Genomic DNA, 23,362 nt, shown 5'->3' with positions numbered 1-23,362 from the left:
CTTATCATGTATGCTTACTTAAGTAGCTGTTTACCTGCAAACCAACCAATTAGACGCTGATTAATCTGTTCTTCGGACAGGTCTGTGAAAATACGCTGCTCAATAATCCAATCATATAGACGTTCCATCGGCTCACGAGGATCTGCTTTCTTCGCTTTCGCATCGTTCTTCAGCACATCCCATACGGAAAGCACATAGTTACGAGGATCGAAATCTTCTTTATCCGCGTGGAACGCAAGCTTCTCCACATCCGACATAAAGTTGCCGCCGTGACGCTCCTCAAGCTTACCGCTTAGAAGTGCAATCTCCGTCTCATACATTGGAAATTGTTTCTTCGCATCTTTACCAATCCACGGTGTTTCTAGAATCATAGGAATGTGGCTCAGTTTCTCATGGTTTACGATACGCTGCATCGCTTCTGTACCAATCCAGCCAGATCCAATCGGCGTATGACGGTCTTTACCTGCACCGCGCGGATTCTTCGAGTCATTCAAGTGAAGTACGGCAATCTTGTCCAAACCAACAACACGGTCAAAGTGATCCAATACACCATCCAGATCATTCACAAGATCATAACCCGCATCATGCACGTGGCATGTATCGAAGCAGACAGTTAATTTCTCATTGTATTTTACTTTGTCCATAATACCTGCAAGTTCTTCAAAGCTGCGACCAATCTCTGTGCCTTTACCCGCCATTGTCTCAAGAGCAATGTTCACGTTCGTATCTTTGCAACCTTCTAATACTTCATTCAAGCCTTCCGCAATACGCGCTACGCCGTACTCCGCATCCTTATCTGTATAAGCACCTGGGTGAAGGACGATATTGCCTACTCCCAAATAATTTGTACGATGAATTTCTTGTTGTAGGAATGAAGTGCCTAGTTCATACGTATTGTCTTTATAGGAACCTAGATTAATAATGTACGGTGCGTGAACGATAATCTCATCCATCCCCGCTTCCGCCATCTTAGCACGACCTTCTTCAACGTACTGTTCTTCAATTGGCTTACGACGCGTGTTCTGCGGTGCACCTGTGTAAATCATGAATGTTGAAGAGCCGTATGACACTGCCTCTTCTGCTGCGTTTAGCAACCCTTTATCAGAGAATGATACGTGAGATCCGATTTTTGGCATATAAAAAAACCACCTTTGTGTATCTTTTTATTGACTTTCTTCACACAATTGTACCTTGAAACGCATTAGAAATCTAGGAATACGATTTGCCATGCGATATAATGTAGGTTAGAGGTGAGAGGATTATGCAAGGCGACGTAAATACAGGTTTTATGTGGATGATCTTCTTCTGGTTATTCGTAATGGTAGGCTTCATGGCAATCGGCGGTTTCTTCATGTTCCGTAAATTCCTCAAAGTACTGCCGAAAGAAGACGGTAAATCCAAGCTCGACTGGCAAAACTACTATGTCGATCATTCCAGGCATTTATGGACAGATGACTCGAAACAATTTTTAGAAAAATTAGTTTCTCCGGTGCCTACGCCTTTCCGAGACATTGCCAAACATTCCATTGCTGCAAAAATTGGTGAAGTTGCACTGAATGAAAAAGCAACCGAAGTAACGCGTGAACACTGCATCGAGGGCTACATCCTAGCCACACCGAGACAAGACTACGGCAGTCTGAAACGGTTCCTTACCAAAGAGAATATTGATTACAGCAATTTCAACTACTTACTTAATGCCAAATAATCCGTGATGCTCGCCCGAGCAGGCGGGTTATTTTTTTTCCTTATAAATAAGTATTGACAAGAATCTAATTTCGTAATAAATTTAATTCCAACAAAACAACTAGGAATTGACGTATTAATATACTCACACATCCTAAAAGGAGGAATTTCACATGTACTTAGCAAGTTGGGTTACTGCAATCGTTCTCCTCGTACTCCTCTATGTACTAGGCAGATATAAAGTAAGTTTTGGTATGCGCGTATTAGCAGCAATGATTCTCGGGGTGGCAGTCGGGGCTATTTTTCAAAAAGACGCACTAGATATTGCTCTCTTCGGTACGGTATACATTAGCTTAATCAAAATGATCGTTATTCCGCTCGTCGTGACAGCAATTATCTCTTCTATTACTACGCTAACGGATCCGGGGCAACTCAAAAGCGTCGGTGCCAAAACAATCGGGTTATTCATTGGTACAACAGCGATCGCCGCAATCTTCGGTCTGATTACAGCAAATATTTTCAAAGTCGGTTCAGGATTCCCACTTGAGCAAGTAGCAGATTTCAAACAAAGAGAAGTTCCAAAGTTCTTACAAATCATTACGGACAACGTTCCGTCCAATCCAATCGCAGAGATGTCTACAGGTAAGATCATTCCTGTTATTATCTTCGCAATCTTCATCGCAGTGGCAATTATCGTGGAAGGACACAGAAAACCTGAGAATGTGAAGCCGTTCAAAGACTTCATTAATTCCTTCAAAGCAATCATGTTCCGTGTGACGAAGTTCGTTATCAAGTTAACGCCTTACGGGGTGTTCGGTCTGATGACAGCTATGGCTGCTAAATATGGTATTGATTCTCTAGTGAAACTAGGTCCAGTAATCTTGGCCGTGTACTTAGCGGCAATCCTTCATATGGTTATTACGAATGGTGGACTTGTCTTATTCGCTGCAAAAGTAAATCCAATCCGCTTCTTCCGTAAAGCTTATCCAGTTATGGCAGTTGCGTTCACAACTCGTAGTTCTTATGCAACACTTCCGGTTAACTTAGAAACAATCACGAAACGTATTCGTGTATCGGATCGCATCGCATCATTCGTCGCTCCGCTTGGTGCAACAATCAACATGAACGGTTGCGGCGGCTTGTATCCAGCAATCGTAGCAGTATTCGTAGCTAATGTGTACGGTGTTGAGTTAACGTTCTACCACTATGCAATTATCGTAGGTGCAGCAGCAATCTCCTCCATCGGTACAGCTGGTGTTCCAGGTCCAGCTTCCATCTCGACAACAGTCGTGCTTGGCGCAGCAGGTCTTCCAATCGAAGGTATGGCAATGGTTCTTGGTATTGATGCAATCCTTGATATGGCGCGTACAGCAGTAAATGCTACAGGTACAACTGTATCTTCCCTAGTGGTTGCTGTTTCTGAAAAAGAATTCGACCGTGACGGCTTCAACAATGGTATTGATGAAGAGTTAGAAAACTACGGTACACCTGCTGGTGGTAAAGGTAAACCTGTAGGAGCTTAAGCTTCTTAATAAGATTTCGAATAGAGCAATTCAAGCTTCTAGGAGCTGGGAATTGCTCTATTTTTTTATGGAAAAAAATTACGTTTTATTTACATAGGTAGCAATTACTTGTATGATTCAGCTTATTAATTGAAGTCGTCTGACAATAGGAAGTGATTACTTACGATGAATAATTCGATAACCGATCTGTTGCAACGATCTACTGATGGAAGTCAAGTTCATCGGGAGCAGATCATAGAGCAATATCGACCCTTTATTATCCGAACAGTGAGTCATATATGTAAGCGATCAATTGGTTGGAACGATGATGAAGCGAGCATTGGCCTCATTGCTTTTAACGAGTCTATTGACCGATACAACCCGAATCAGGATAAATCCTTCGACAATTATGCCTATATGATTATCCAAAGCCGGCTCATCGATGAGTTCCGCAAGAATGGGAAGCTCTCCAATAACGAGTCCTTAATGTGGGAAAATCATGATGAATTTGAATCCGCGGCACATGAAATCTCTAGTTCACTCGAGGTTTACGAACGGGAACGATCGGCCACAGATCTAGCTCACGAATTACTTACATACGATGAGGTTTTACAAGAATACGGGATTCTCCTAGAAGAATTGGAATCCTGCTCCCCCAGCCATCGGGATACGAGAGAGCAACTCATCGAGATCGCTAAACATTTTCATAAACAACCAAGCTTGATGGCTTATCTAAAACGAACCAAACATCTGCCCATCAAAGAAATGATGCAATATGCAGGCGTAAGTAAGAAGACTTTGGAGCGAAATCGCAAATATTTAATTGCCCTCATTCTTATTTTTAGTAGTGAAGAGTTTATCCATATCCGCAGCGCGGTATCTTTTATAGGGACAGGAGAGTGATGATGATGCAAGGCGTAGTTTTCAAAATAACTGAAGATAAAATTGTCGTCCTCTGTGATGATGGGAAGTTCCGCAACCTCCCCCACTCTCCAGAGATGCCTGTACTTGGACAGAAGATTACCGTTCCTGAAATTCCTATCGTACAAGAGAAGAAAAAAACTGGGTGGAAATTGCAAGTTAGTAAGCGCTGTATTGCTGTGGCATCTTTCTTGCTTTTGATAGGGATTGCATGGATCTTGAATGTATCGTTACGACCTGCACCGACAGTTGCGATGGTTGCTATAGATATTAATCCGAGTATCGAGCTTTTTATTGATGATAAAGGAAAAGTAAATAAGACTTCCTTCGTGAATGAGGATTCCAAGACGTTACTTCAGGAGAAGGATCTGCTAGGGAAAGAATTCTACGAGGCTGTTGGGATTATTATTCATGCTGCGAAAAAGCAAGGCTATATTGATCTCGAAACAGATAAGAAGTATGTCCTGATGTCTGTCGTCGATACAGGCAAAGCAGCCTTCCAGGTTGATGCGAGTAAAGTAACTCCAGATCAAGATGATGTTCAATTGGAACTCTACTATGCCGATCAACAAAAACAAGAAAAAGCTAAAGAAGCTGGTCTGACTTTAAATAAATATATCGTCTACGAACAAGCGAAACAGATGGGAATTGAGATCGAGTTAGAGGAGCTTCGTACACACTCTGTTGTTGCATCACTAAACCATGCTGGAGTCGATCCGCAGCGCTTTTTCAAAAAAGAAGCAACTCCAGTGAAGGATGACAAAGTAAAAGAGACGAAGCGCGAGGAGTCGAAGAAACAGGAAGATAATAAAGGGGAAAAGAAACCGGCGCAAACGTCTAAACCAGCATCGTCTAATCAAACAAAATCCCATGAGAATAATGGGAAACGGGAGAAAGAAAAACCTGAGCCGAACAAATCGTCCAAAGATCGGTATGGAGATGATGATCGTCGAGGTGAGAAAGATAACGATAAAGTAAATAAAGATAAGCATAGAGATCGTGATGACGATGATGATAGAGATGATGGTAAGGGCAGGGATATAGACAAGGACAAGGACAAATATAAAGATAAAGATAAAGACAAAAATAGAGATAGAGACAGGGATAATCATAGGGAAAGTGATAAGCACAAAGATAAGAACGATAAAGACAGAGACGATGACTAAGTCACGTTAAAAAAATATTTTCAAAAAAATATTAAACGACCCCCTCAAAAAGAAAGTGGCCATCGTAATAATCTATGTGCACAACTTATCTTGAGAGGAATGAAATAATGAAAAAAATTAAAAATGCCTTTATTATGCTGTTTATAGCTTGTCTGATGTTCACATCTGCTGGACAAATCGTGAAAGCCGCTGAAGTGAAGCCTACAGTTACGCCAGATGGCCGCATCCAGATCGTGATGGATTTCAACGACATGAAAGATGCCGAGTGGGCTGCTGGTTATATCGGTAAAATGAAATCGAAAAACGTACTTTCCGGATTTGAAGATGGATCTTTCCGTCCGAATCAACCCGTAACTCGCGTTCAAGCTGTCGTTACAGCAGTTCGTCTCATGGGTCTAGATAACGAAGCGAAAGCGAAGTCGCTAGATACGAAGCTACATTTTAAAGATGCAGCACTCATTGATAATCAGTATAAATGGGCGAAGGGCTACATTCTTGTTGCACTGGAGAAAGGACTTTTCGATACGACTGAAGAGAGCCTACAACCAGAGAAGCCTGCAAGCCGTGTATGGGTGTCCAGTTTACTAGTGAAATCCCTTGGCTTACAAACTGAAGCACTACAAAAGATGACGGTTATTCCTGGCTTCTATGATGCCAACCAAATTCCTGCAGGTGCAGTAGGTTACATTAACGTCGCTGTAGATCGAGATATCATCAGCGGTTACCCGGACAATTCGTTCCAACCGAATAAGCCCGTTTCTCGTGCAGAGATGGCGGTGTTGCTAGATAAGACGAACGATGGAATGCTTGAGAATGCTGGCGCCATTAAGGTTAGCGGTAAGATCACAGGAATTAAATTCGATACTACTCCGACTGCATCACAGCCATCGAATGGTCGAATTACGATTAAGACTTATAATGGTGACACAGTCACTTACACGATTGCATCGAACCTATTGGTTCAATACTATCAGAAGTTTATCCTTGCTGATCAACTAGCTGTAAACGATGTGATTACAGTTACGGTTAAAGATAACGTGGTAAGTGAAGCGATGATTTACAATAAAGATGATGTTAAAGATACAGAGTTCGGTATTCGCGAGCTTGAAATCGAAGTCGAGTATGATAAGCGTTCCGAATATAAACTTAAATACAAAAATAAAGGCAATAAAGTAGAAGCCTATATCGAAAGCCGTACTGAAAAAGGTAAAGATAAGCAAACGGATGCTCAAGCTGTAAAAACAATTGAAAACTTGCTTCAAACAGCCGCTCTTACTGACAAAATGAGCAAAGATGAAGTTGCAAGCAAGGTTATGGCAGCACTTCAATTGGACAAGAACAAGATTCAAGAATTAGAGATCAAGATCAAATTCGCTAATGGCAAAGAAATCAAAGTCGATATCGACCATGACGATAAAAAAGATGACCATAAGGGTTACGATCGTGATAACGATGATGATCACGACAACCATAAAGATCGCAATAACCATAAGAAGTAATAACGCAAAAAAAGCACCTTCCGTGAATCGTATGTAATTACGATTCGTGGAGGGTGCTTTCATTAATAGTACGTGTTCAAAAAATCTATCACTTCGAAAAAAAGCAGTACTTGCTTACGAAGTGGTCTTCCTACGGAAACCCTATGAGTGAAATCATGAATTTTGATTAGATTATAAGGTATATTCACTCTTTCAAAGTCGCCTCTCCAGTACTGCTTTTTTCTTCGTTCGATTTTTTGAACACGTTTTTATATTTAGAAGGTTTTATTTCAAACCCATCTCTTCGATCACTTCTTTTAACAAATCCGGACGGTTGGACATAATGCCATCTGCACCTAGTTCGATCAATTTCTTCATAGTAGGTTTGTCGTCGATCGTCCAGTAATGGACTTGCATGTTCAGGCGGTGTGCATTCTCAATAATTCGCTTCGTGCTGAGGTTGAAACCACTGTCCTCCGTTGGAATCTGCAACACTTGAGAACTTGGACGGTAGAACCCTGGAAGGAACAGCTTATTGGCAATAACGAACTTGATCACTTCTGCCTTACCCGCTCCAAGCGGCACGCGATTACCGGATAGATCCGAGAATTTACTCACGATGTCATTATCGAATGAGTTCATAATCACTTTATCTTCAAGCTTGTACTTGCGAATCAGATCCCAAAGCTTCTGCTCAATCTCGGATGGCTTCCCAATCGGGTAACTTTCCTTGATCTCCACTGTGAAATAATACTTGCTTCCGTATGCTGCAAATACTTCATCTAATGTAGGGATGTAAACACCCTTTCCACGATAGCTATATTGACCGTTCAAGTCTTTGAAATGGTAGCCTGCATCTAACTTCTGTAATTCAGCAAGTGTGTAGGAATCCACTCTACCCTTACCATTCGTTGTGCGATCGACTGTTGCGTCATGGATGGTGACTAGATGACCGTCTTTTGTCATATGAATATCGGTTTCTAGTGCATCGACCTCAAGAGAGTCAGCAATAGCGAATGCTGCCATCGTGTTAGATGGAGCTAGGTCTTCCCCACCTTGGTGCGCGATGTTCAGTGGCTTTTTCATACCGACATAGACGTCTTTCTGTTTCGGAACGAAGCCATAGTACATCACGGTATGGACTGCGAGAATAACGACAATAAGTCCAAGAATGGAATAGAGGGTAATCCGCTTACGTGAATTTTTTCGCGATCTCGTATGTATAGGTTGCTCTGGTGTATTCGGGTTTGGAGCCATATTGACCCTCCTGCTTCAATTAGTCACTTTCTATCATTAAGTAGCATAGCGAATGGGAGGGGGAAAGAAAAGAGATTTTTTTGTAAAATTAGAGGTAGAACGCAAAAAAACTCCTCCATTATGGAGAAGTTTCATATGAATGATTAACCTTTGGGTTTGTGATGAAAACCATACAACCTTGCCGTATTGCTCCGGATATGCTGCACGGTTTCTTCTATAGATAGTCCCTTAATCGCCGACAGATGCTCAGCAACAGCATGAATCATGCGCGGATGCGTCATCTGACCTTGGAATGGACCTTCGAATGGCCATGGGCCGTCCGTCTCCACCATCATACGATCTACACGCACATTCTTGGCAAGTTGCTGAATTTCTTCCTCATAAGCAATGTCTGGTGTAAAAGAGATATAATAACCATTGCGCATCATCCGCTCGACAGTTTCGCTACTCCCCTTAAACCAGTGGAAGTGCGCGCGATTCACGTTATATTTTTCAAGTAAATCGCAGGCAATATCTGCGTCTTCGTATACGGCATGTAGAACGATTGGCTTATCCAGCTTAGCAGCGAGAGCAATGAAGGTTTCCAATAGATTGATATAAGGTTCAAGGTTAAAAGGTACGCCCTTCTCCTCCGCTTCCTGACGCATGTAATAGGGAAGTCCAACCTCGCCGATTGCGACCATCTCATCTTGATGCTCTTCGATCCATTTTATAAGTTGCTGAATCTCAGAATTTGATGGGAGTGCTTGCTCAGGATGAAAGCCATAAGTAGGATGCACGGATTTAGAATGGGCGAGATGAAGTTTGTGGTTTGTGATACAGGATGATAATTGCATGGATACTGCGATGACGCCGTCGATGTTGTATTCTGAAAGGCTGGATAGGATCTGTTCCTGCTCTTCTTCGTTATATGAATCTAAATGGATATGTGAATCGATCATGCGGGTCAGCTCCTTGGTTGGTTTCTTCAAAGTTAGCATCCAAGAGCAAATATAACAATATCGAGAAAAAGTTCTGTATTAACTTCTTGCTTGTTTATCATCACTATTGCGTTTAAGAGCAGTGATCATATCTTTTATTTGCGGAGGTAACGGGAGACCGAGTCTACCATAATTCTCAATAATAGAGACAAGTTCATTAGCCAAGTAGAAGTAGATTGCCCCTGTCATAATAAAATCTGAGCTCATCAGAACGTCCATACGATGTGCTAATAGGATCGCTACAAACATAAAGACTTTTTTGACAGAACCTTTAAAGCCAACTGCACTGGATATACCCTTGCCTTCCTTCATAGATGCAGTTACGCCAGAGATGATGTCGATCAGAATGGCAATGACGAAGAAGCTAAGTAGCTCGTTCCACGTGCCGAAAGCATACGTAATGACAGTACCAAAGAAACCTGATGCAAAGTTAAAGACAGTCTGATTCATAATTCCCCTCCTCTCTAGAATAAAAAAGAGCGCTACAATGAGCGCCCTTAATATATATTGATGCGGCCTGTTAGACAGCAATGCCTTTACCACGAGCATATAGAATCGTGTTGATCCATGCTAATTCGGATTGCGTAAGCTTACGCGTGTAAGCTTTCTCCGCCCAGGTGTAATCGTTGATCTCGCCTACACGATAGAGTCCATCCAATGCATCGCCTAGCTGCTTCCACTGGTAGTCGTGTTCAAATTGTAGGATGTCGTTCACCTCTTTTAATTGAGTATCCACCGCAGCGACAAACTTGTGCCAGCCTGTCCATTTTCCGCTATCGTACATGAGGCGTGGACATATTTTGCCTGACCAATCATAATGTCGCCTTAATCGGTCTACGCCCCAGCCACGTTTTCTTAGCATGCTTGCAACGAGCTGTACTGCGTTTTCTAGCGTCTGCTCGTAATTACCACTCTCACAGATTTCAATTCCAATTGATCGGCGATTTCCATCCCCATTACCGTCGCCTGCATGCCAGGCTACTTCGTTTAGTGGGATGCATTCGATTGCTTCATTCTCATCAATAATGATGTGGAACGAGGCTGTACGTTTATTGAATGGATTAGTGAGCCAGTTGCGTTCGTTGCGTGCGCTAGAGGTCGAGTTTCCGGTGTTGTGGATGGTGAGGTAGGTTGGATGCATTTCATAACTTGTTCTGCGGTTAAATTGCGTGTTCTTTGGGATGTGATCCTGTAAATATTTAACCAACTCTTATCACCTCGCTCTAAATACAGAAATCATAACTTTAACTTGCATCGGTAAAAACATTAATTTTCCACAATAAGATTAATTATTTGATGCATGATTAATATCTCAGATGTGCATTCCAATTAATAAAAAATGGCGTTCATCTATGTGAAGAGGTACGTTAAATATGTAGAAATAACACAACCAACTTCAGCATAAACAACTAATGAATCAATATATTAATGCTTTCAAAATATATTATGCAACAGCATAATAATATAGCTGATATATTGCATTTTCACCTGCATTACTAAACAATGACAAATAAAATGTGCATCCATCAGAAGTTCTGTTCACATCATTTATCTTAGTGCTTGTGCCTCCACCTATTGTTCCATAAGTCAATTTTTCCCCGCTACTGTCATAGGCTACACCTCCGCCAGTTGTAGTTTCATAGCTACCAGCTGCAGACATAATAAAAATAGCCCTAGGAGTAAACCCGAGATTTGATATTGTAAACCTCCCACCTGCGTATCCGCTTTGTACTTTTGCGGTATATATACCCGAAGCCTCTACTAATTTTTTTGCTGTACCTACAACTCCACCTACTGTTTCACCAGCAACAATTTTGTCTGATGTTAAATTAGATATATGCGTAGTTATTTTACCATTTCCACTATGTTTTCCTGCCGTTATCATAAATGACTGTCCGTGTGTCGTCATTGTATAATTAACCGTTCCACGATCAGGCATCGTCCCTACAATATCTCCTACATCCGTTGATGCTGTTTTATCAATCAATAAATCTGCACTTGTTGCGTTACCACTCCCCCCTTCACCCTGTAAGATAAAAGCCGCTTTCACAACGCTATAACGTAGTGTATAGATGGCATCTTTTTTAAAAACTGCTACTGACCCATTTGGCTTAAGTATTGGAACTGAAGCAAGTGTTCCCCAAGTAAGTTTTGGATTTACCCCACTATCTATATGTGTAGTAATAACAACTCCAATTTTATCAACCAATGCTGTAGGATTTGGACTAGAATTGACCGTATATGATGTAGAAGTTCCAGCTGTTGTTCCACCATCAGCAGGATGCTTTACGTAATCAGCTACGTGTAGATTGTAATCAGATTGCTTTGTCGCCCCAACATCAACTGCGGATAATACGACATCGCCTGTTTTACTATTGACCGATTGTACTTTTCCAGCAACAGAAATTTTATTGTTTAATTCCAATACTGTCGCATCGATTTTATCCGAGTTAGTATTAAAAATATTAATATCATAATGCTCATTCTCCGTTGGCTTTACTAACCCAAGATTAGCTGTTTGATTAGCCATTTTTACAGCCCCTCTCTAATTTGATGATGCGTATACTTAGCTAGTTCCCTATACGTGAATCCTTTTAATTCAGCATGTGTTGTGAATTTAAATTTATAATCTAAATGTAAATGAGCAGGAATAATCTCACGCAATGCCAACTTTAAATCTTCAATATTCGGTGGAATGCCATACTTACCTACAAATTCCACTCGAATTAAACATTTCGTAAAATCCTCATCTACCACAACCTCACCATTATCAAACGACTCCGCCACACCCTTAATCAACTCAACATTAACTGTTCCAATCCCCCGAATCTTCGACTTCACGACGGAACGGCGCTGATCTAACGGTTTCGTTAAGTCAGTCGGTAAGCCGACAAATCGTTCCCAGTTCGCAAGTCCCCATGTGGCGGAGTCGATGAAAAACTGATTAAGTGTATCGTCCGTAGCTTCACGTAGCTGCCCCAACTGATCCGCCTGAGATAACGTTAAGCCACTCATAACAGGTGAATCGACTACAAAGCTTGGCAGCGCTGATCGCATCCGATCATTAAATGTACCTCGAAGCCTTTCACTTGCTAACACTATATTAGCTAGCTTGTTATCTGATAAATTCTCACCTTCAAGTCGCTTAGATTCTAGATGATTTTCACTACTTAACTCTCTACTCACGCCACCGTCACCATCCCCAATACCCCTACACCCTCACTTGGAATTACAATGTTCGTATTCCCTCCATTAAGCGTGAGATTGGAATAGTCAATCACATGAGGAGCATCTAACACGACATTGGCAATCTGCGAGTAGCGAATGGTGTTGTCTTTGAACGCCAAGTCTTGCAGGTAATTTGTGATTCGCTGCTCAATAGATTCTTTGACACCTGCTAGATTCGCTCCACTTTCCACTGTAACTTTTACACTAATATTCACTGCTGTCTCAACAGCAGGAACCACGGTTATCTGGGCTCCAATCGGTCTAACTGATTCAATATACTCAGTCACAGCCGATACAACTGAAGGTAATGGCGCTCGCTTCTGCTCACTTAAGAGCACTACTTTCACTGTTAGTGGTCCGTTCCATACCGGGAATACTTTCGCATCGCCAACTCCTTGAACTTCTCTTGCCCATTGCAAGTAATGATTCACATTGCCACTGGTTGCAGGATTTCTTACCTTCGCTAATAATCGAGATAACAACGAGTCATCTGCCTCAACATTATATCCCCCATCGATAGGTGCATCATTCATCACTTGTAGAATACCTGACCATGTAATCGGGACCTGTGTAACTAAACCGGCTGGAACATTCCCACCTGATCCAGCCTCAACTGCTTGAATAGCAGCCATCACATTTCCACCTGATCCGATACTTACATCACTAACTGTTTTGAATAAAGTTCCACTGGTCGTCGAGAATACAACTCCACTCGGAACCTTTGTCCCAGGTGGTCCAACGATTCGAATAATACCCTTAGCTACCGTAGCCTCTTTACGCAGCACCCCAAATTCTTCAGCTCTCCGATCCAGATACTCACCTGTCGTCGTCTGTGCGAACCCAAGTCGTAACACACGATCTAGCTGCGAATAAGCAATCGCCATTTCAATGGCAACAGGTGACATACTGTCATAGACGAATGTGCCTTCCTGTTTAGCAATTCCAGGTGTTTTCACACGATCCAGCAACATAACCAGTAGCGACTCATAACTCTGATTCTCAAACATTCATATTCACCTCCCCATATACCGTCAATAATTTAAAGCTCATATTCAGTACATCTTTTGTAAAAGAGACCTGAACCCCTGCCACATCCTTGATATACGGATTCACAAGCAATGCCTCTCGTAGGTATCGCTCCGCCTCAGTCTGCTGCAATTGTGAAGAGGAGAAAGAACTGCCCATCAATCGATCAAACTCTACTCCAAAATTCCAGCTATACGCTAAATATCGATACCGCTCTGTCTTAAGTGCTTTATACGCCCATACCATCAAGGCGTCATTACCTTCAAGGACAACAGGTCGACCATTATGCATGACAAAATCATTCTTCTCAAAATCCCAAGCATATTCCTTAAACATCACTAAGTTCTGCTCGGCTGCTTCTACTGTTTCCACCGATTGATCAATAAAAGGAAAAATCCCACTCACGTTCCCACCACCTTACATAACACGACATATCGTTGAAAATCCGTTGTTGGCATGACTGCTACTGTATCTCCAATCGCAAGAGGTGGAGACAACTCAACTTCATGAACGACTCCAACCTGACTCCCTTTTACACGTGAATGAAGTAAATGCTCGGCTACTAGGAGGAACGACTTCGACAGCACCAGATCCCCTAACTTGATCTTCATTTCTGGATGTAAAGAAAGCACTTCGCCAAACAAAAGAGACGGCGGATTATACTTAGCTCCTTGCTCACGGATCAGATTAATCATCCAAGACATCGACATATGCGCATCCTCCTCCCTTAAGCTTCATGCTCTTCCATCACGTTCTTGTAATTCAGGTCCAAGCTAATCTTGTGCTGCCCGCCTTGGAAGGTGTGCGTATCCCTATCAATATAAAAAAGACCGGTTATCCCGGTCACATCCTCCTTGATCCGCACCGCATTCCCTGCAATCAGATCATATTTATCCGGTCCACCAATTAACTCTACACTTGCTGTTCGATCAATACCATGCAGCATCGCTTCTGCCATCTTCTTCGGATCTTTCTCTTCTTCTTTCTGATAAACCTCTTGTAATAGGCCGTAATTCTTCAGCCAATCACTATTCCGCACTTGATCAATGGTGTTGCCCATCTCATCTGTAATGATGACGGTATTCACCATTGCGCTCATATCTTCACCATAGCTGGCATCCGTTAAGTTCGTACTTGCAGTAAGTTCCGTTTGGGCGACGACAGCCCCTTTTTCAACGACATCAAGTGCACCCTTATCCATACGTGCCATATAGACTTTCCCGTTCTGCTTAGAGGCGCTTGAATAGCTGGTCATAATCGCTTCATAACCGGACTTCCCTCCACCACCATCCTGATTGGCAAAAGTCTGCGGCAAGTTGGTCACAGATAATTGTCCAACGGGTACACCAAGCTCTGCACAGACAGCAGCCGTTACTCGCTCAGGCGTCATCCCGTTAAACAATCTAGGCAATTTCGATTTGGTTAAATAGATCAAACCATCGAACGCTGTGACTTTGAATTCACTGCCATTTAACGATCGATTTTTTTGAAAAATAAACCCCTGCCACAGCTCTTTACCCTCATCTGTGCTAAATACCAGCTTTTCTCCTAGATCCATCGCAACTTGCGGCAAGTAATGATCAAGCGAGGACACCGCTAGTGTTAATTCCACTCTACGAGCTGCTTCAGCAACATCCCCGCTCCACGTCATATTTTGCACGAGAAAGGTAATATCGCTTGATTTCCCTTCTCGACTGATATGCTGCATCTTCATAGTACAAGCACCTTCCCTGGAGTCAGGTTGTTTTCATCCACAATCCCATTCTTCTCCTTGAGCTTATCTTTAGCGGATGCATCCCCATTCTGGCTCTTCGCAATCGTCAGAAGCGTATCCCCTGTTCGTACGATATACGTCTTGTTCGGTACCTTCTCTACAGGTCTTGCATCACCGACAATTTTTTGCAATAGAGCCGATGCAGCACTCGTCGTAGCTTTAAAGTTTAAGAAGCGATACTCTCTTAAATCCAGTGTAAAATAAATATCCTGAGGGCCATGCTTCTGCGAATAATTGAATGATTCAATCGCCATCGCCTCATTCACCGTTAAGCTCTCCCCAATGATGATTAAGCGAATCGGACGGCCACTATCTCGCCATTTCTCGATCATCTCTACACATTTTTGCGGAGGAGGGAAGTCTCGATACTGACAGAGCCCATCATCACGAATTGGAAAATACGACGCCAGTGAGATCGACTTCAATCGGCGTTTACCAATTAACTGAACCTCACCCACTTCGTAAATGTTCACGGTCTCGTTCGTATTGCCAGTCTGCATCTCAAAGCTGCTAGGAGGAACAGGAAGCCGCAACTTCTCTTCCCCATTGTTAAAAGAAAGCCAAAATTCCATCATCCATCCCCCTATGCCATATTGAGTCCAGCCGTCTCAAGTTCACGACGCAGTAAATTCGACCATCTCTGGAAGTCGCTCTCGTCACGGACAACTGGATTGTTCATGTTGATGACTATACTGCTACCTCTGCTACCATTGCGGTATTGATTCGCTTCTTGTGCTGTAAGAACAGCTTCATTACGATGGAGCAGTGCAGGGTAATTGTCTCTTGGAACGGTGTGAAGACCTGCTGCATGGGGTTTGCCTGAGGACTTATCATCACCTTGAAGTTCCTTACGGAACCAGCTGACTTTGTCACCAATCCAACTTGCGAATGAACCGATTCCATCGACAATCGGTTTGAGAACTGACCAAATACCTTCAAAAACTGGAAGCATTTCATTCCATAGCCTTTTACCAAGTTCGATGATGATACCAATAATATCTACGATCGCACCGAATATCGGCTGTACAACACCCCAAACACTCTCAATAATGCTCTGAATAGTTGGCCATGCCTTTTGCCATAAATCCCAAAGAGTGGAGAAACTTAAGATGACGACATCAATGACAGGAGCAATTGCGCTGAATACTGCACCGATTGCATTCTGAAATACTGGCATGTTGTTCACAATCCACTCAAAGATACTTTTAAACAGATTCTTAATTGGTTCTAACATTGGTGAAATGACATTGTATGCTTTTTCAATAACCCCAATAATGAAATCATTAATTTTCGGTAAAAATGGCCTCAACCACGTAATAAATCTCTCGAAACCTTGTGAAACAGAAGTAAATATGCTCAGCACCGAATCTTTAAATTGATTAATAGGTCCTTCATTCTGCTTGAAATATTGAATCACTTTTGTAATAGCAGAGCCAAGTGATGTGCCAAGGCTTGCGAATAAAGGCTGCATTTTCTCAACCAAAGGAATAATCTGCTCTAGTAATGGCTTGAGCGCTTGGATCATATTGAACCCCATATCTTGCATACCCATCTTTAGACCGCCTGTAATTGTACCAAGCATGCCCTTCGCAGTACCTGCCATTTTGTCAGCCCCACCGGCGAACATCTGCTCTAGTCCCATACCATTGTCACTTTTCATCTTACTTAGATCGCCTTTTGCCGCTTTTGCCTTGGTATCTTTAATATCAAAATTGAAATCCTTCATTCCCTTGGAATCGCCACTCTTCAAATCACCCAAAGCTTTCATCGCATCTGATAGCTTTTTCTCAGGATTAAGTGCAGCCATATTCTCAGCTAGCTTCACCATTTCCATGGCTTGCTTGGCATCTCCACCTGTTTCCTTAAGTGCTTTCGTCCCTGCTGCGATCACATCTGACGAATTAAACGACTTAGACACCGCATTGTCGCGCAGTTCCTGCATGTACTCTTGAGACGCCTTTTGCGAACCAGCCTCAGACATCTTAGGATTGTTCACCTTCATGACTTGATCCATAACTACTTGCTGTTGTTCCAGCTCCATACCACTATTGAAAGCATTTTTTAAAGTACCTGCAATCATATCGCCAATTTTAATAAAAGCTGGTGCAATCATTGTCCCAATTTGCTTAGCAAAACCGACTACTTTCATAATTCCTTGGGTTGCGTAGTCAGCCACTTTCAGAGTTAATATTAGGGGCTTCTTGGCAAATGAAATAACCCTTCTAAAGGGTTTTGTAGTTTCATCAGCAATTCCAATTACGAGTTTTATACCTTTTCCTACTGTCTTTCCAATCAAACTATTCTTAATGACTGGCTGTATGCTCTTATACATCTCACTTAAAGTCTTAAGATCTTTCTTAGCTTGAGTGATAAACCTCGATGGTTTATCTGAAGACTTCTCATTCTCCTTAACCCCAACGCTTACTTTTATTTCCTGAATTTCTTTTAACTTCTTCGTGACTTTATCCAGAGCGCTTATCGCAGATTGATGATCGACCTTGATATTACGATTCTTATTAAAAGCACGATTCAGCGTCCTCTCGACCTGCTCGACTTGCCTCTGAAAAGTCTTAGTATTCTTAGCTGCCTGTTGTAGAACTGCCGAATACTCATCCTTCAAACTCAATATAGCTGTTAATTTCACACATTCACCTCCCTAAAAAGCCGACATGGTAAACATCGGCTTGCCAACCTTAGCGAGCTTTTCTCGCTCCTCTAGTTCCATTTCGTAGAAAACACGCAAGAGATGCTGCTCGCCAGCAGGCATATTGTGAATCTCACTCGGACGGATGCCTTTACGGCTCCAGTAGTAATAGAGCATCTCGGCATATCCGTCCGACTTTATTCGTTTTTTAGTTCTTGTACCGAATCCTCACCATAACCTGACAATCCAGAAATCACGTTATATAACTGTGTAATCTCACCAGGCAGCAACAAGCGTGAATCTTCTAGCAACTGTTTCGGTGTGTTAACGTTATAAGCTTCGAGTAGACTTTTATCTTTAAGCGACGGTTCCACCACACCACGTACCACTGTGAAAATCTGAGCCGCATTACTGTTGAACTCCTCAAGCTCACCACGCTTGGACACAGACATTGAGATTTCCTGGACCTCAGCCATTTCTTCCATCGTTAGGGCTTGGCATGTAAAAATAACTGGTTCACCCGCAGCACTACTGAGTCTCTTCATCTCCACTTTCTTGGATGGACGCTGTACTTTGCTCTTATCAATTGCCAATAGTAAATCTAGTGTATTTTTCTTCATAATGTTTCTTCCTCCCGGGGTATAAGAATAGCCCTGAGATGGGCTCAGGGCTGGCTTTTTTACAAGATAAATTTATGAATGCGATTAGATCAAGTCTTGCGTATCCCAATCTGTGAATGTGAAAGGTGCTTCGATCTCGCCTTTTTTCTTCAATTCCCAGTTAATAAGGGTCAAGTCATTGAAACTCGCATCCTTGATTAGAATACGCTCTGCACCCGCAGCAGCCGGATCTGCTAGACTCGACATAATTTGAAACCGTGGATTAATGCCTTTTTTGATCATATCGCCAAGCTTCTTAATCATGCGAGAGTTTGCCTTGTGCATTTTGAGTGTGCCACTGCCTTTGTAACCCATGAATTTGCTGTCTGTCGCAAACTTGCCTGTTAGTGGAACATCTTCTTTTTCAATCTCAAGCTTCGCTTCCATAGACATTGCTTCTGCAACGTATTCTCCATCCAACCATACTTCCCCAAACGTACCTGAGATTACTTTTTCACCATTAAAATTAGCCATCTATACCGCCTCCTATAAATTAATTGTCAGTTTAATATCTTCCATTGCATCAAGTGGACGCTCAACTGCTGTCAAGAACACTTGATCCTTCGTGTTTGCTTCCTTAATTTGCTGCTCATCCATTCGTGCCACTTCATCTGCACCCAGGATTGTTTTCAAATAAAGACGCTGTGTAGGAATATCGATCTCAACTCGGTTCTTACCTGGATCGAGAATGCCATCCTGCTCCAATTGTTCGTAATAGTTACTAATTGCTGAAACTAGAAGTAGCTTATTGATGTAGCTGTTCTGTACTTTACCGATGTATAAGTCTTCAATCGTTTCCTTGATATCGTGGTATGTCTTATTCAGAATGCGAGCAACCTTAATCTTCTTCCAGTCCTCACCTGTTTCCTCAGTTGCAGTGACTAGGGAAGTGACACCACGCGCGATCTTCACCTTTTCCCCGTCATGGTACAAAATAAGCTTCCCTGCATTAATCGCAGCATCCGCTTCTGCCTTCGTTAACTTCGGTACATTCGTAACTTCAGTCAGCACTTGGAATGTAGGGGCAACTGTAAGCGGCAAGCCTGCAATAAGGCCGGCAATTCGTGCCGTAAATTGAGTAGTTGTATACTTCGCAGCAGATACTTCAATCTGATCCGTTGCAAAATTAATAACCGCAGGATGGTCTGCCGCAGCGTTCGGTAGAACCGCCATGATCTTGCGATCTTTTGAAGAGAACATACCTTTTGCCCACAATGTGAGTACGGTAACTGCTGCTGTTTCAGCGCCTGGGAAGGCTACCACGTTAAACTTGATCGTCTCCAGATAATCTAGTGCTGCTGCATAATCGGATGCAGATTCCGGAATGACAACAACCTTGATTTCTTTTGGAGCGCCAAGCAGCGCCATCGTAATATATTGTTTATTATCTGCTTTCACATTTGCTGGGATATCTTCAACCCCACGTACATGGTATTCTGTGACGCTTGTCACCGAAGCATCTTTTAAAACCAAAGCCAGAATTCCAACTGCTCCTTGCTGCACCGCCGCAGCTGCTCTTTGCTTGAATACAATATTGACATTAGGTAAACCCATATTAAATCCTCCTTATTTGTGAATCGAGACATGCTTCACATCTTCATATTGCTTGGAAGCGCGCTCGTATTCCGTTTGTAATGTAATGCGTAATACAACATCAGTTTCTCGAAGTACGGTTTCTACACCGAGAATGTGAAACTGTGTCCCGTCTGGTCCTGTAATTAATCGATCTGCCATGATCTTCACTCGAACCTGATCGAATCGATCCACAAGATCCAATCCTTTGCTGTTAGCATCTTGTGTGGAATAATACGTGATTTGCCAGACCGTCTGAGACGAATAGTTCTTGTAAGACAAATCTTCATTCGTGCTGCTATAAAGCTGCATAAGGAAGGATGGTTGCACGGGCTGATCGGGTAAGTTAAAGACATAAATCTGTGTAACATCAGGACAAGCATTCGTTAACAACATGCTCATCGCATCCAGACTACTCCGTAACATCCAGACCAGCCTCCTTCGCAATTTGTTTGAAAAAACGCTCACCAAACTGAGACAACTCTTGTTCAGTAAGCGGTACTTTCGGGTTCTGCTGTTGTGCGTCCATCACTTCTTGTTCGAACTTCTGGAGCCTGTCCTTACGCTTACTTGCTTGTGTTAACAGTTCAGCGTACTGATTTAAATCGGGTACTTTCATCATGCTCGATTCTCCACCTTCCTACATGAATCTGTTGAGTGTGCATTGTGTTCACCTCCTTTGCTAAAAGCCAAAGTAAGCTGCATTCTGAAGAAATGCAGCTTAGAGGTTTGCGGTATCCGCCTTTACGCAAATCTGCTTCGGGCAGTACTGTTTCACACCTGTCCATTGCCCCCATACGCAGCGTAGACAAAGTGCTGGTTGTTTGGGCAATTCTTGTTCCATACGCCGTTTTTTCTTACGTCTTCTCATTTAAGAAGCCCTCCTCTTGCCTACTGCGTGAAGAAACTTACCCATAAAAAAAGAGACGCACGCGGCGTCTCCCTGACTTCTGAGGCAACTTATTTAATTGCGTTCGACTTGCCTCATTTGTCTACATTACTAATATATCACGACTAACTTCTAATGAACTGCCAACTTGCGGTCAATGAGCGGCCACTTAGCAGACAACCCTGAAATTGAAATATATCAATGAAGAAAACATAATGATATAAAAATAGCGCTCTGCGTTGTGCAGGCGCTTGATTAAGCTGCTGTTCCGTTAATTACTTCTGTAACAACTTGCTTTAGGTTCGAGAGCTGCGGAACCTGTTGGAGTTTGTATGTTCCGGCCATAACCAAACCTACCCATACCTTTACTAGTCCGCTGTCTTTTGTAAATGTCATATTTCATCCCCCTCCCTTTTTATTGTTGTGGTGTAGCAAGTAAAATCGTTAACTCTGCAATGGACTGTTTAAGCTCGTCTACTTCTTGGCTGAGTGGTTTGCGATAGATAGGTGGTTGTTCAGGGTTCGATAGATCGGGATAGCTGAACACAATGGCGCCACTTTCTAGGTCAACTCGAAAGCCATTACAGGTTGCAAAATCATATGCTAAATCACCATGATTAAATTGTAAAAACCCAACTGTTTCCGGTAATCGTTCAGCCAAGTCTTTATAGTTTTGAAAATCTTGTTCAATGGTCGTTTCAATAACACTTCCATTACGTTCACCAGTATCCAAAATCACGTTTCCGCTCGACAAGTCATAATAAATCCTACGCCCGATTTTCATATCCTCTTCACTCCCAAACTTCATAAGTTATACTCGTGAAATATACGTAAGTGTTGCCTGTGTTATATGCAGATCCTAACTGTACATCAAACCCACCATATACGGGGTTAAATCCATACATCCCCTCGCCTGACATTGCTCTAAATATTGCCTCCTTTGGAAGCCACAGTGTCACATTAGCGCGCCATCCTCCACTATAATTAAAAAATAACTTCATTAAACTTGGTGAAAAATCCAATCCCCTTATTTGTTTGATTTCAGTTGCACTTGTGAAATTAGGTATGGTTCCCGTTGCAACTCTTTTTCCTGGCGCACTACTCCCAATAATCTTCTGCCCATTAACATAAGCTGACTTCCCCGTAAGAATGTCAGCGGCACTCGCTGTACCGTCTGCTGTTGCCGTCCCTGCCAATCCGTGAACGGTTTTACCTGTAAGAATGTTCGACGCTATAAACGCTGCATCCGTCAGTGTCACGTAATCATCAACACCGTCACGATAGCCATTTGAAGCAAGTAGCTTCAACACATTACCAACAACAGTTGATGACAACGCTGCCGTATCTCCAGCTCGATCAGGCATCGTACCAGTTATTTTCGAGCCATTTGCAAATGCTTCTTTCCCCGTTAATATTTGCGTTGCTGTTGCACCTGCTGTTGTTGCTGTATTAACAAGATTCAAACCACTAATTATAGTGATAAGATCAACTATCGTTTCTTTGCCTGTTAATGTGTAACCCTTAGCTTTTAGCACATTAGACAGTTCCAGTAACTGATTAACACCCGTTAGTCCCTGTAAAGATGTAATAATATCTTTGATACTTGCGGTGCTTGGCATTTGTGGCATTCGCGTTTACCTCCTTTTCTACCTATTAGACTTATTACATTCTTTCTAGAATATTAACGTAATATGTTCCACCTGGTGGGCTTACTATCAAATCAAAAGATGATGAAGTAATATTTGCATACTGGGGCGAATGATTGCCAGCGAGAGGCATTTCAAAAGTACCCTTAACAAAGTTATAAACACCGTAATAGTAATTGTTTGAATAATATTCGTAGTTAAGAACAAAAATCCCGATATTAAAACCAGGATTTATATTAAAAACTTGATTATATTCAGTCGGGGAACATACTTTTCTAAATGTTCGAGCAGTAGGGTTGAAATTACCTACAACCCCTCCGATATTAACCCCAGATTTTATATTTCCAGCAACTAGATTCGGAAACGAAGCCGTAATCATACTTCCTGTAGAATAATACCCATTTAATGATAGCTGTCCATTTTGTGTAGCAATTGTTTGATTTACTATTCCGTTATTAGTCATTGTTCCAACGCGTTTAACTCCATTCACAAACGCATCTTTCCCACTTAATACGTCTCCTATTGCTGCTCCAACAGCAGTTGTTGTATCTACAACTTCCGGTTTACCATTAACCCCAAATATATTAACCCCTGCCTTGATATTAGCAGCAATCAAGTCAAGATCGCCTAACACCTTTCCAGCGCCATTATGATAGCCCGCCATAATTACTTGATCTACTGTACTCGGCGTGATCGTCACCGCTCCACGATTTTGCATAGATGCAATCGCCGCACGAATTTCCGTCCATGTCGATGCACTCGAAATGCTTAATGCTGGATTGAAATTCTTTAGCTTTGCAACGACATCATTTTTCAGTGCATCATTATTGGCTTCAGCAGCATTGACGATATCAATTAATGCCTGTTTATCGGTTAAAGCTAATGCCCCGCCTGCACCGATCCCCCGAAGTCTTAATGCCTCTGTAATTGTAAGCAT

The 23,362-nt window shown here is 42.3% G+C and carries 29 protein-coding genes; 5 read left to right on the top strand and 24 right to left on the bottom strand.

Annotation, left to right across the window (positions count from 1 at the left end; all coding sequences use genetic code 11):
- Nucleotides 1-14 precede the first annotated feature (14 nt).
- Nucleotides 15-1,136, bottom strand: coding sequence for a deoxyribonuclease IV (locus NV379_RS23485; protein ID WP_258209775.1), 1,122 nt, complete (start codon nt 1,134-1,136; stop codon nt 15-17).
- A 125-nt stretch (nt 1,137-1,261) separates the two neighbouring features.
- Between NV379_RS23485 and NV379_RS23480 the strand changes: the two genes are divergently transcribed.
- The 5 genes from NV379_RS23480 (at nt 1,262) to NV379_RS23460 (ending at nt 6,771) form a co-directional block, all read left to right on the top strand.
- Entirely contained in the window at nt 1,262-1,705 is a 444-nt protein-coding gene (locus NV379_RS23480) for a DUF2621 domain-containing protein (protein ID WP_258209774.1), read from the top strand.
- A 151-nt stretch (nt 1,706-1,856) separates the two neighbouring features.
- Nucleotides 1,857-3,206 carry a dicarboxylate/amino acid:cation symporter gene (locus tag NV379_RS23475; RefSeq protein WP_258209773.1) on the top strand — a complete coding sequence of 450 codons (1,350 nt, stop codon included), beginning with the start codon at nt 1,857-1,859 and terminating at the stop codon, nt 3,204-3,206.
- Between the two features lie 165 nt (nt 3,207-3,371).
- Nucleotides 3,372-4,088 (top strand): RNA polymerase sigma-I factor, encoded by a 717-nt coding sequence (gene sigI, locus NV379_RS23470; RefSeq protein ID WP_258209772.1) that lies wholly within the window; start codon nt 3,372-3,374, stop codon nt 4,086-4,088.
- A 5-nt stretch (nt 4,089-4,093) separates the two neighbouring features.
- A complete protein-coding gene (locus tag NV379_RS23465) occupies nt 4,094-5,272 on the top strand; it encodes an anti-sigma factor domain-containing protein (protein ID WP_258209771.1) in 1,179 nt (392 codons plus the stop codon).
- Between the two features lie 107 nt (nt 5,273-5,379).
- Nucleotides 5,380-6,771, top strand: a complete 1,392-nt coding sequence (locus tag NV379_RS23460; RefSeq protein WP_258209770.1) for an S-layer homology domain-containing protein — start codon at nt 5,380-5,382, stop codon at nt 6,769-6,771.
- Nucleotides 6,772-7,035: 264 nt separating this feature from the next.
- Here NV379_RS23460 and NV379_RS23455 read toward each other — a convergent pair whose 3' ends face one another.
- From NV379_RS23455 to NV379_RS23345, 23 genes are all read right to left on the bottom strand, one after another.
- Nucleotides 7,036-8,007 (bottom strand): glycerophosphodiester phosphodiesterase family protein, encoded by a 972-nt coding sequence (locus NV379_RS23455; RefSeq protein WP_258209769.1) that lies wholly within the window; start codon nt 8,005-8,007, stop codon nt 7,036-7,038.
- A gap of 143 nt (nt 8,008-8,150) precedes the next feature.
- Complete coding sequence (locus NV379_RS23450) at nt 8,151-8,948, bottom strand: TatD family hydrolase (protein ID WP_258209768.1); 798 nt, start codon at nt 8,946-8,948, stop codon at nt 8,151-8,153.
- 78 nt (nt 8,949-9,026) lie between these two features.
- Nucleotides 9,027-9,437, bottom strand: a complete 411-nt coding sequence (locus NV379_RS23445) for a phage holin family protein (protein ID WP_258209767.1) — start codon at nt 9,435-9,437, stop codon at nt 9,027-9,029.
- Nucleotides 9,438-9,507: 70 nt separating this feature from the next.
- Nucleotides 9,508-10,194 carry a peptidoglycan recognition protein family protein gene (locus NV379_RS23440; RefSeq protein ID WP_258209766.1) on the bottom strand — a complete coding sequence of 229 codons (687 nt, stop codon included), beginning with the start codon at nt 10,192-10,194 and terminating at the stop codon, nt 9,508-9,510.
- Nucleotides 10,195-10,431: 237 nt separating this feature from the next.
- Entirely contained in the window at nt 10,432-11,517 is a 1,086-nt protein-coding gene (locus NV379_RS23435; RefSeq protein ID WP_258209765.1) for a hypothetical protein, read from the bottom strand.
- Between the two features lie 2 nt (nt 11,518-11,519).
- Nucleotides 11,520-12,173, bottom strand: coding sequence for a putative phage tail protein (locus NV379_RS23430; RefSeq protein WP_258209764.1), 654 nt, complete (start codon nt 12,171-12,173; stop codon nt 11,520-11,522).
- On the bottom strand, nt 12,170-13,222 hold the full coding sequence (locus NV379_RS23425) for a baseplate J/gp47 family protein (protein WP_258209763.1): 1,053 nt from the start codon (nt 13,220-13,222) through the stop codon (nt 12,170-12,172). The genes NV379_RS23430 and NV379_RS23425 overlap by 4 nt, the downstream gene beginning before the upstream one ends.
- Entirely contained in the window at nt 13,215-13,646 is a 432-nt protein-coding gene (locus NV379_RS23420; RefSeq protein WP_258209762.1) for a DUF2634 domain-containing protein, read from the bottom strand. The genes NV379_RS23425 and NV379_RS23420 overlap by 8 nt, the downstream gene beginning before the upstream one ends.
- A complete protein-coding gene (locus tag NV379_RS23415) occupies nt 13,643-13,951 on the bottom strand; it encodes a DUF2577 domain-containing protein (protein WP_258209761.1) in 309 nt (102 codons plus the stop codon). Before NV379_RS23415 ends, NV379_RS23420 begins: the two co-directional genes overlap by 4 nt.
- A gap of 17 nt (nt 13,952-13,968) precedes the next feature.
- A complete protein-coding gene (locus NV379_RS23410) occupies nt 13,969-14,955 on the bottom strand; it encodes an XkdQ/YqbQ family protein (protein ID WP_258209760.1) in 987 nt (328 codons plus the stop codon).
- On the bottom strand, nt 14,952-15,587 hold the full coding sequence (locus NV379_RS23405) for a LysM peptidoglycan-binding domain-containing protein (protein WP_258209759.1): 636 nt from the start codon (nt 15,585-15,587) through the stop codon (nt 14,952-14,954). The genes NV379_RS23410 and NV379_RS23405 overlap by 4 nt, the downstream gene beginning before the upstream one ends.
- Nucleotides 15,588-15,598: 11 nt before the next feature.
- Nucleotides 15,599-17,659: a phage tail protein gene (locus NV379_RS23400; RefSeq protein WP_258209758.1), complete on the bottom strand. Its 2,061-nt coding sequence runs from the start codon at nt 17,657-17,659 to the stop codon at nt 15,599-15,601.
- 12 nt (nt 17,660-17,671) lie between these two features.
- The gene (locus tag NV379_RS23395) at nt 17,672-17,836 is read right to left on the bottom strand and encodes a hypothetical protein (RefSeq protein ID WP_258209757.1); all 165 of its coding nucleotides are present in this window, start codon (nt 17,834-17,836) and stop codon (nt 17,672-17,674) included.
- Nucleotides 17,837-17,856: 20 nt separating this feature from the next.
- Entirely contained in the window at nt 17,857-18,279 is a 423-nt protein-coding gene (locus NV379_RS23390; protein ID WP_258209756.1) for a phage tail assembly chaperone, read from the bottom strand.
- Between the two features lie 84 nt (nt 18,280-18,363).
- Complete coding sequence (locus NV379_RS23385; RefSeq protein ID WP_258209755.1) at nt 18,364-18,792, bottom strand: phage tail tube protein; 429 nt, start codon at nt 18,790-18,792, stop codon at nt 18,364-18,366.
- A gap of 12 nt (nt 18,793-18,804) precedes the next feature.
- A complete protein-coding gene (locus tag NV379_RS23380) occupies nt 18,805-19,872 on the bottom strand; it encodes a phage tail sheath subtilisin-like domain-containing protein (RefSeq protein WP_258209754.1) in 1,068 nt (355 codons plus the stop codon).
- A gap of 12 nt (nt 19,873-19,884) precedes the next feature.
- Nucleotides 19,885-20,316 (bottom strand): phage tail terminator family protein, encoded by a 432-nt coding sequence (locus NV379_RS23375; RefSeq protein WP_258209753.1) that lies wholly within the window; start codon nt 20,314-20,316, stop codon nt 19,885-19,887.
- Nucleotides 20,303-20,512: a hypothetical protein gene (locus NV379_RS23370; protein ID WP_258209752.1), complete on the bottom strand. Its 210-nt coding sequence runs from the start codon at nt 20,510-20,512 to the stop codon at nt 20,303-20,305. The genes NV379_RS23375 and NV379_RS23370 overlap by 14 nt, the downstream gene beginning before the upstream one ends.
- 99 nt (nt 20,513-20,611) lie before the next feature.
- Nucleotides 20,612-20,761, bottom strand: coding sequence for a hypothetical protein (locus NV379_RS23365; protein WP_258209751.1), 150 nt, complete (start codon nt 20,759-20,761; stop codon nt 20,612-20,614).
- A 273-nt stretch (nt 20,762-21,034) separates the two neighbouring features.
- Nucleotides 21,035-21,175, bottom strand: coding sequence for a hypothetical protein (locus NV379_RS23360; RefSeq protein ID WP_258209750.1), 141 nt, complete (start codon nt 21,173-21,175; stop codon nt 21,035-21,037).
- Nucleotides 21,176-21,194: 19 nt separating this feature from the next.
- Entirely contained in the window at nt 21,195-21,587 is a 393-nt protein-coding gene (locus NV379_RS23355) for a hypothetical protein (RefSeq protein WP_258209749.1), read from the bottom strand.
- Entirely contained in the window at nt 21,571-22,407 is an 837-nt protein-coding gene (locus tag NV379_RS23350; protein ID WP_258209748.1) for a hypothetical protein, read from the bottom strand. Before NV379_RS23350 ends, NV379_RS23355 begins: the two co-directional genes overlap by 17 nt.
- Before the next feature lie 34 nt (nt 22,408-22,441).
- Nucleotides 22,442-23,362 (bottom strand): hypothetical protein, encoded by a 921-nt coding sequence (locus tag NV379_RS23345; RefSeq protein WP_258209747.1) that lies wholly within the window; start codon nt 23,360-23,362, stop codon nt 22,442-22,444.

Origin of the sequence: Paenibacillus radicibacter, assembly GCF_024721995.1 — a bacterium.
In the GTDB taxonomy this organism is placed as follows: Bacteria; Bacillota; Bacilli; order Paenibacillales; family NBRC-103111; genus Paenibacillus_AM; species Paenibacillus_AM radicibacter.
This window is presented reverse-complemented; position numbering and strand designations above follow the sequence as displayed.

What these genes read in the sequence shown, in the direction of transcription:
- NV379_RS23415 (WP_258209761.1), bottom strand. Translation starts at nt 13,951, where the DNA reads ATGTCGATGTCTTGGATGATTAATCTGATCCGTGAGCAAGGAGCTAAG.
- NV379_RS23480 (WP_258209774.1), top strand. Translation starts at nt 1,262, where the DNA reads ATGCAAGGCGACGTAAATACAGGTTTTATGTGGATGATCTTCTTCTGG.
- NV379_RS23370 (WP_258209752.1), bottom strand. Translation starts at nt 20,512, where the DNA reads ATGATGAAAGTACCCGATTTAAATCAGTACGCTGAACTGTTAACACAA.
- NV379_RS23450 (WP_258209768.1), bottom strand. Translation starts at nt 8,948, where the DNA reads ATGATCGATTCACATATCCATTTAGATTCATATAACGAAGAAGAGCAG.
- NV379_RS23435 (WP_258209765.1), bottom strand. Translation starts at nt 11,517, where the DNA reads ATGGCTAATCAAACAGCTAATCTTGGGTTAGTAAAGCCAACGGAGAAT.
- NV379_RS23465 (WP_258209771.1), top strand. Translation starts at nt 4,094, where the DNA reads ATGCAAGGCGTAGTTTTCAAAATAACTGAAGATAAAATTGTCGTCCTC.
- NV379_RS23365 (WP_258209751.1), bottom strand. Translation starts at nt 20,761, where the DNA reads ATGAGAAGACGTAAGAAAAAACGGCGTATGGAACAAGAATTGCCCAAA.
- NV379_RS23375 (WP_258209753.1), bottom strand. Translation starts at nt 20,316, where the DNA reads ATGTTACGGAGTAGTCTGGATGCGATGAGCATGTTGTTAACGAATGCT.
- NV379_RS23460 (WP_258209770.1), top strand. Translation starts at nt 5,380, where the DNA reads ATGAAAAAAATTAAAAATGCCTTTATTATGCTGTTTATAGCTTGTCTG.
- NV379_RS23405 (WP_258209759.1), bottom strand. Translation starts at nt 15,587, where the DNA reads ATGGAATTTTGGCTTTCTTTTAACAATGGGGAAGAGAAGTTGCGGCTT.
- NV379_RS23485 (WP_258209775.1), bottom strand. Translation starts at nt 1,136, where the DNA reads ATGCCAAAAATCGGATCTCACGTATCATTCTCTGATAAAGGGTTGCTA.
- NV379_RS23380 (WP_258209754.1), bottom strand. Translation starts at nt 19,872, where the DNA reads ATGGGTTTACCTAATGTCAATATTGTATTCAAGCAAAGAGCAGCTGCG.
- NV379_RS23345 (WP_258209747.1), bottom strand. Translation starts at nt 23,362, where the DNA reads ATGCTTACAATTACAGAGGCATTAAGACTTCGGGGGATCGGTGCAGGC.
- NV379_RS23355 (WP_258209749.1), bottom strand. Translation starts at nt 21,587, where the DNA reads ATGAAGTTTGGGAGTGAAGAGGATATGAAAATCGGGCGTAGGATTTAT.
- NV379_RS23350 (WP_258209748.1), bottom strand. Translation starts at nt 22,407, where the DNA reads ATGCCACAAATGCCAAGCACCGCAAGTATCAAAGATATTATTACATCT.
- NV379_RS23395 (WP_258209757.1), bottom strand. Translation starts at nt 17,836, where the DNA reads ATGCTCTATTACTACTGGAGCCGTAAAGGCATCCGTCCGAGTGAGATT.
- NV379_RS23475 (WP_258209773.1), top strand. Translation starts at nt 1,857, where the DNA reads ATGTACTTAGCAAGTTGGGTTACTGCAATCGTTCTCCTCGTACTCCTC.
- NV379_RS23410 (WP_258209760.1), bottom strand. Translation starts at nt 14,955, where the DNA reads ATGAAGATGCAGCATATCAGTCGAGAAGGGAAATCAAGCGATATTACC.
- NV379_RS23390 (WP_258209756.1), bottom strand. Translation starts at nt 18,279, where the DNA reads ATGAAGAAAAATACACTAGATTTACTATTGGCAATTGATAAGAGCAAA.
- NV379_RS23385 (WP_258209755.1), bottom strand. Translation starts at nt 18,792, where the DNA reads ATGGCTAATTTTAATGGTGAAAAAGTAATCTCAGGTACGTTTGGGGAA.
- NV379_RS23360 (WP_258209750.1), bottom strand. Translation starts at nt 21,175, where the DNA reads ATGACATTTACAAAAGACAGCGGACTAGTAAAGGTATGGGTAGGTTTG.
- sigI (WP_258209772.1), top strand. Translation starts at nt 3,372, where the DNA reads ATGAATAATTCGATAACCGATCTGTTGCAACGATCTACTGATGGAAGT.
- NV379_RS23455 (WP_258209769.1), bottom strand. Translation starts at nt 8,007, where the DNA reads ATGGCTCCAAACCCGAATACACCAGAGCAACCTATACATACGAGATCG.
- NV379_RS23445 (WP_258209767.1), bottom strand. Translation starts at nt 9,437, where the DNA reads ATGAATCAGACTGTCTTTAACTTTGCATCAGGTTTCTTTGGTACTGTC.
- NV379_RS23425 (WP_258209763.1), bottom strand. Translation starts at nt 13,222, where the DNA reads ATGTTTGAGAATCAGAGTTATGAGTCGCTACTGGTTATGTTGCTGGAT.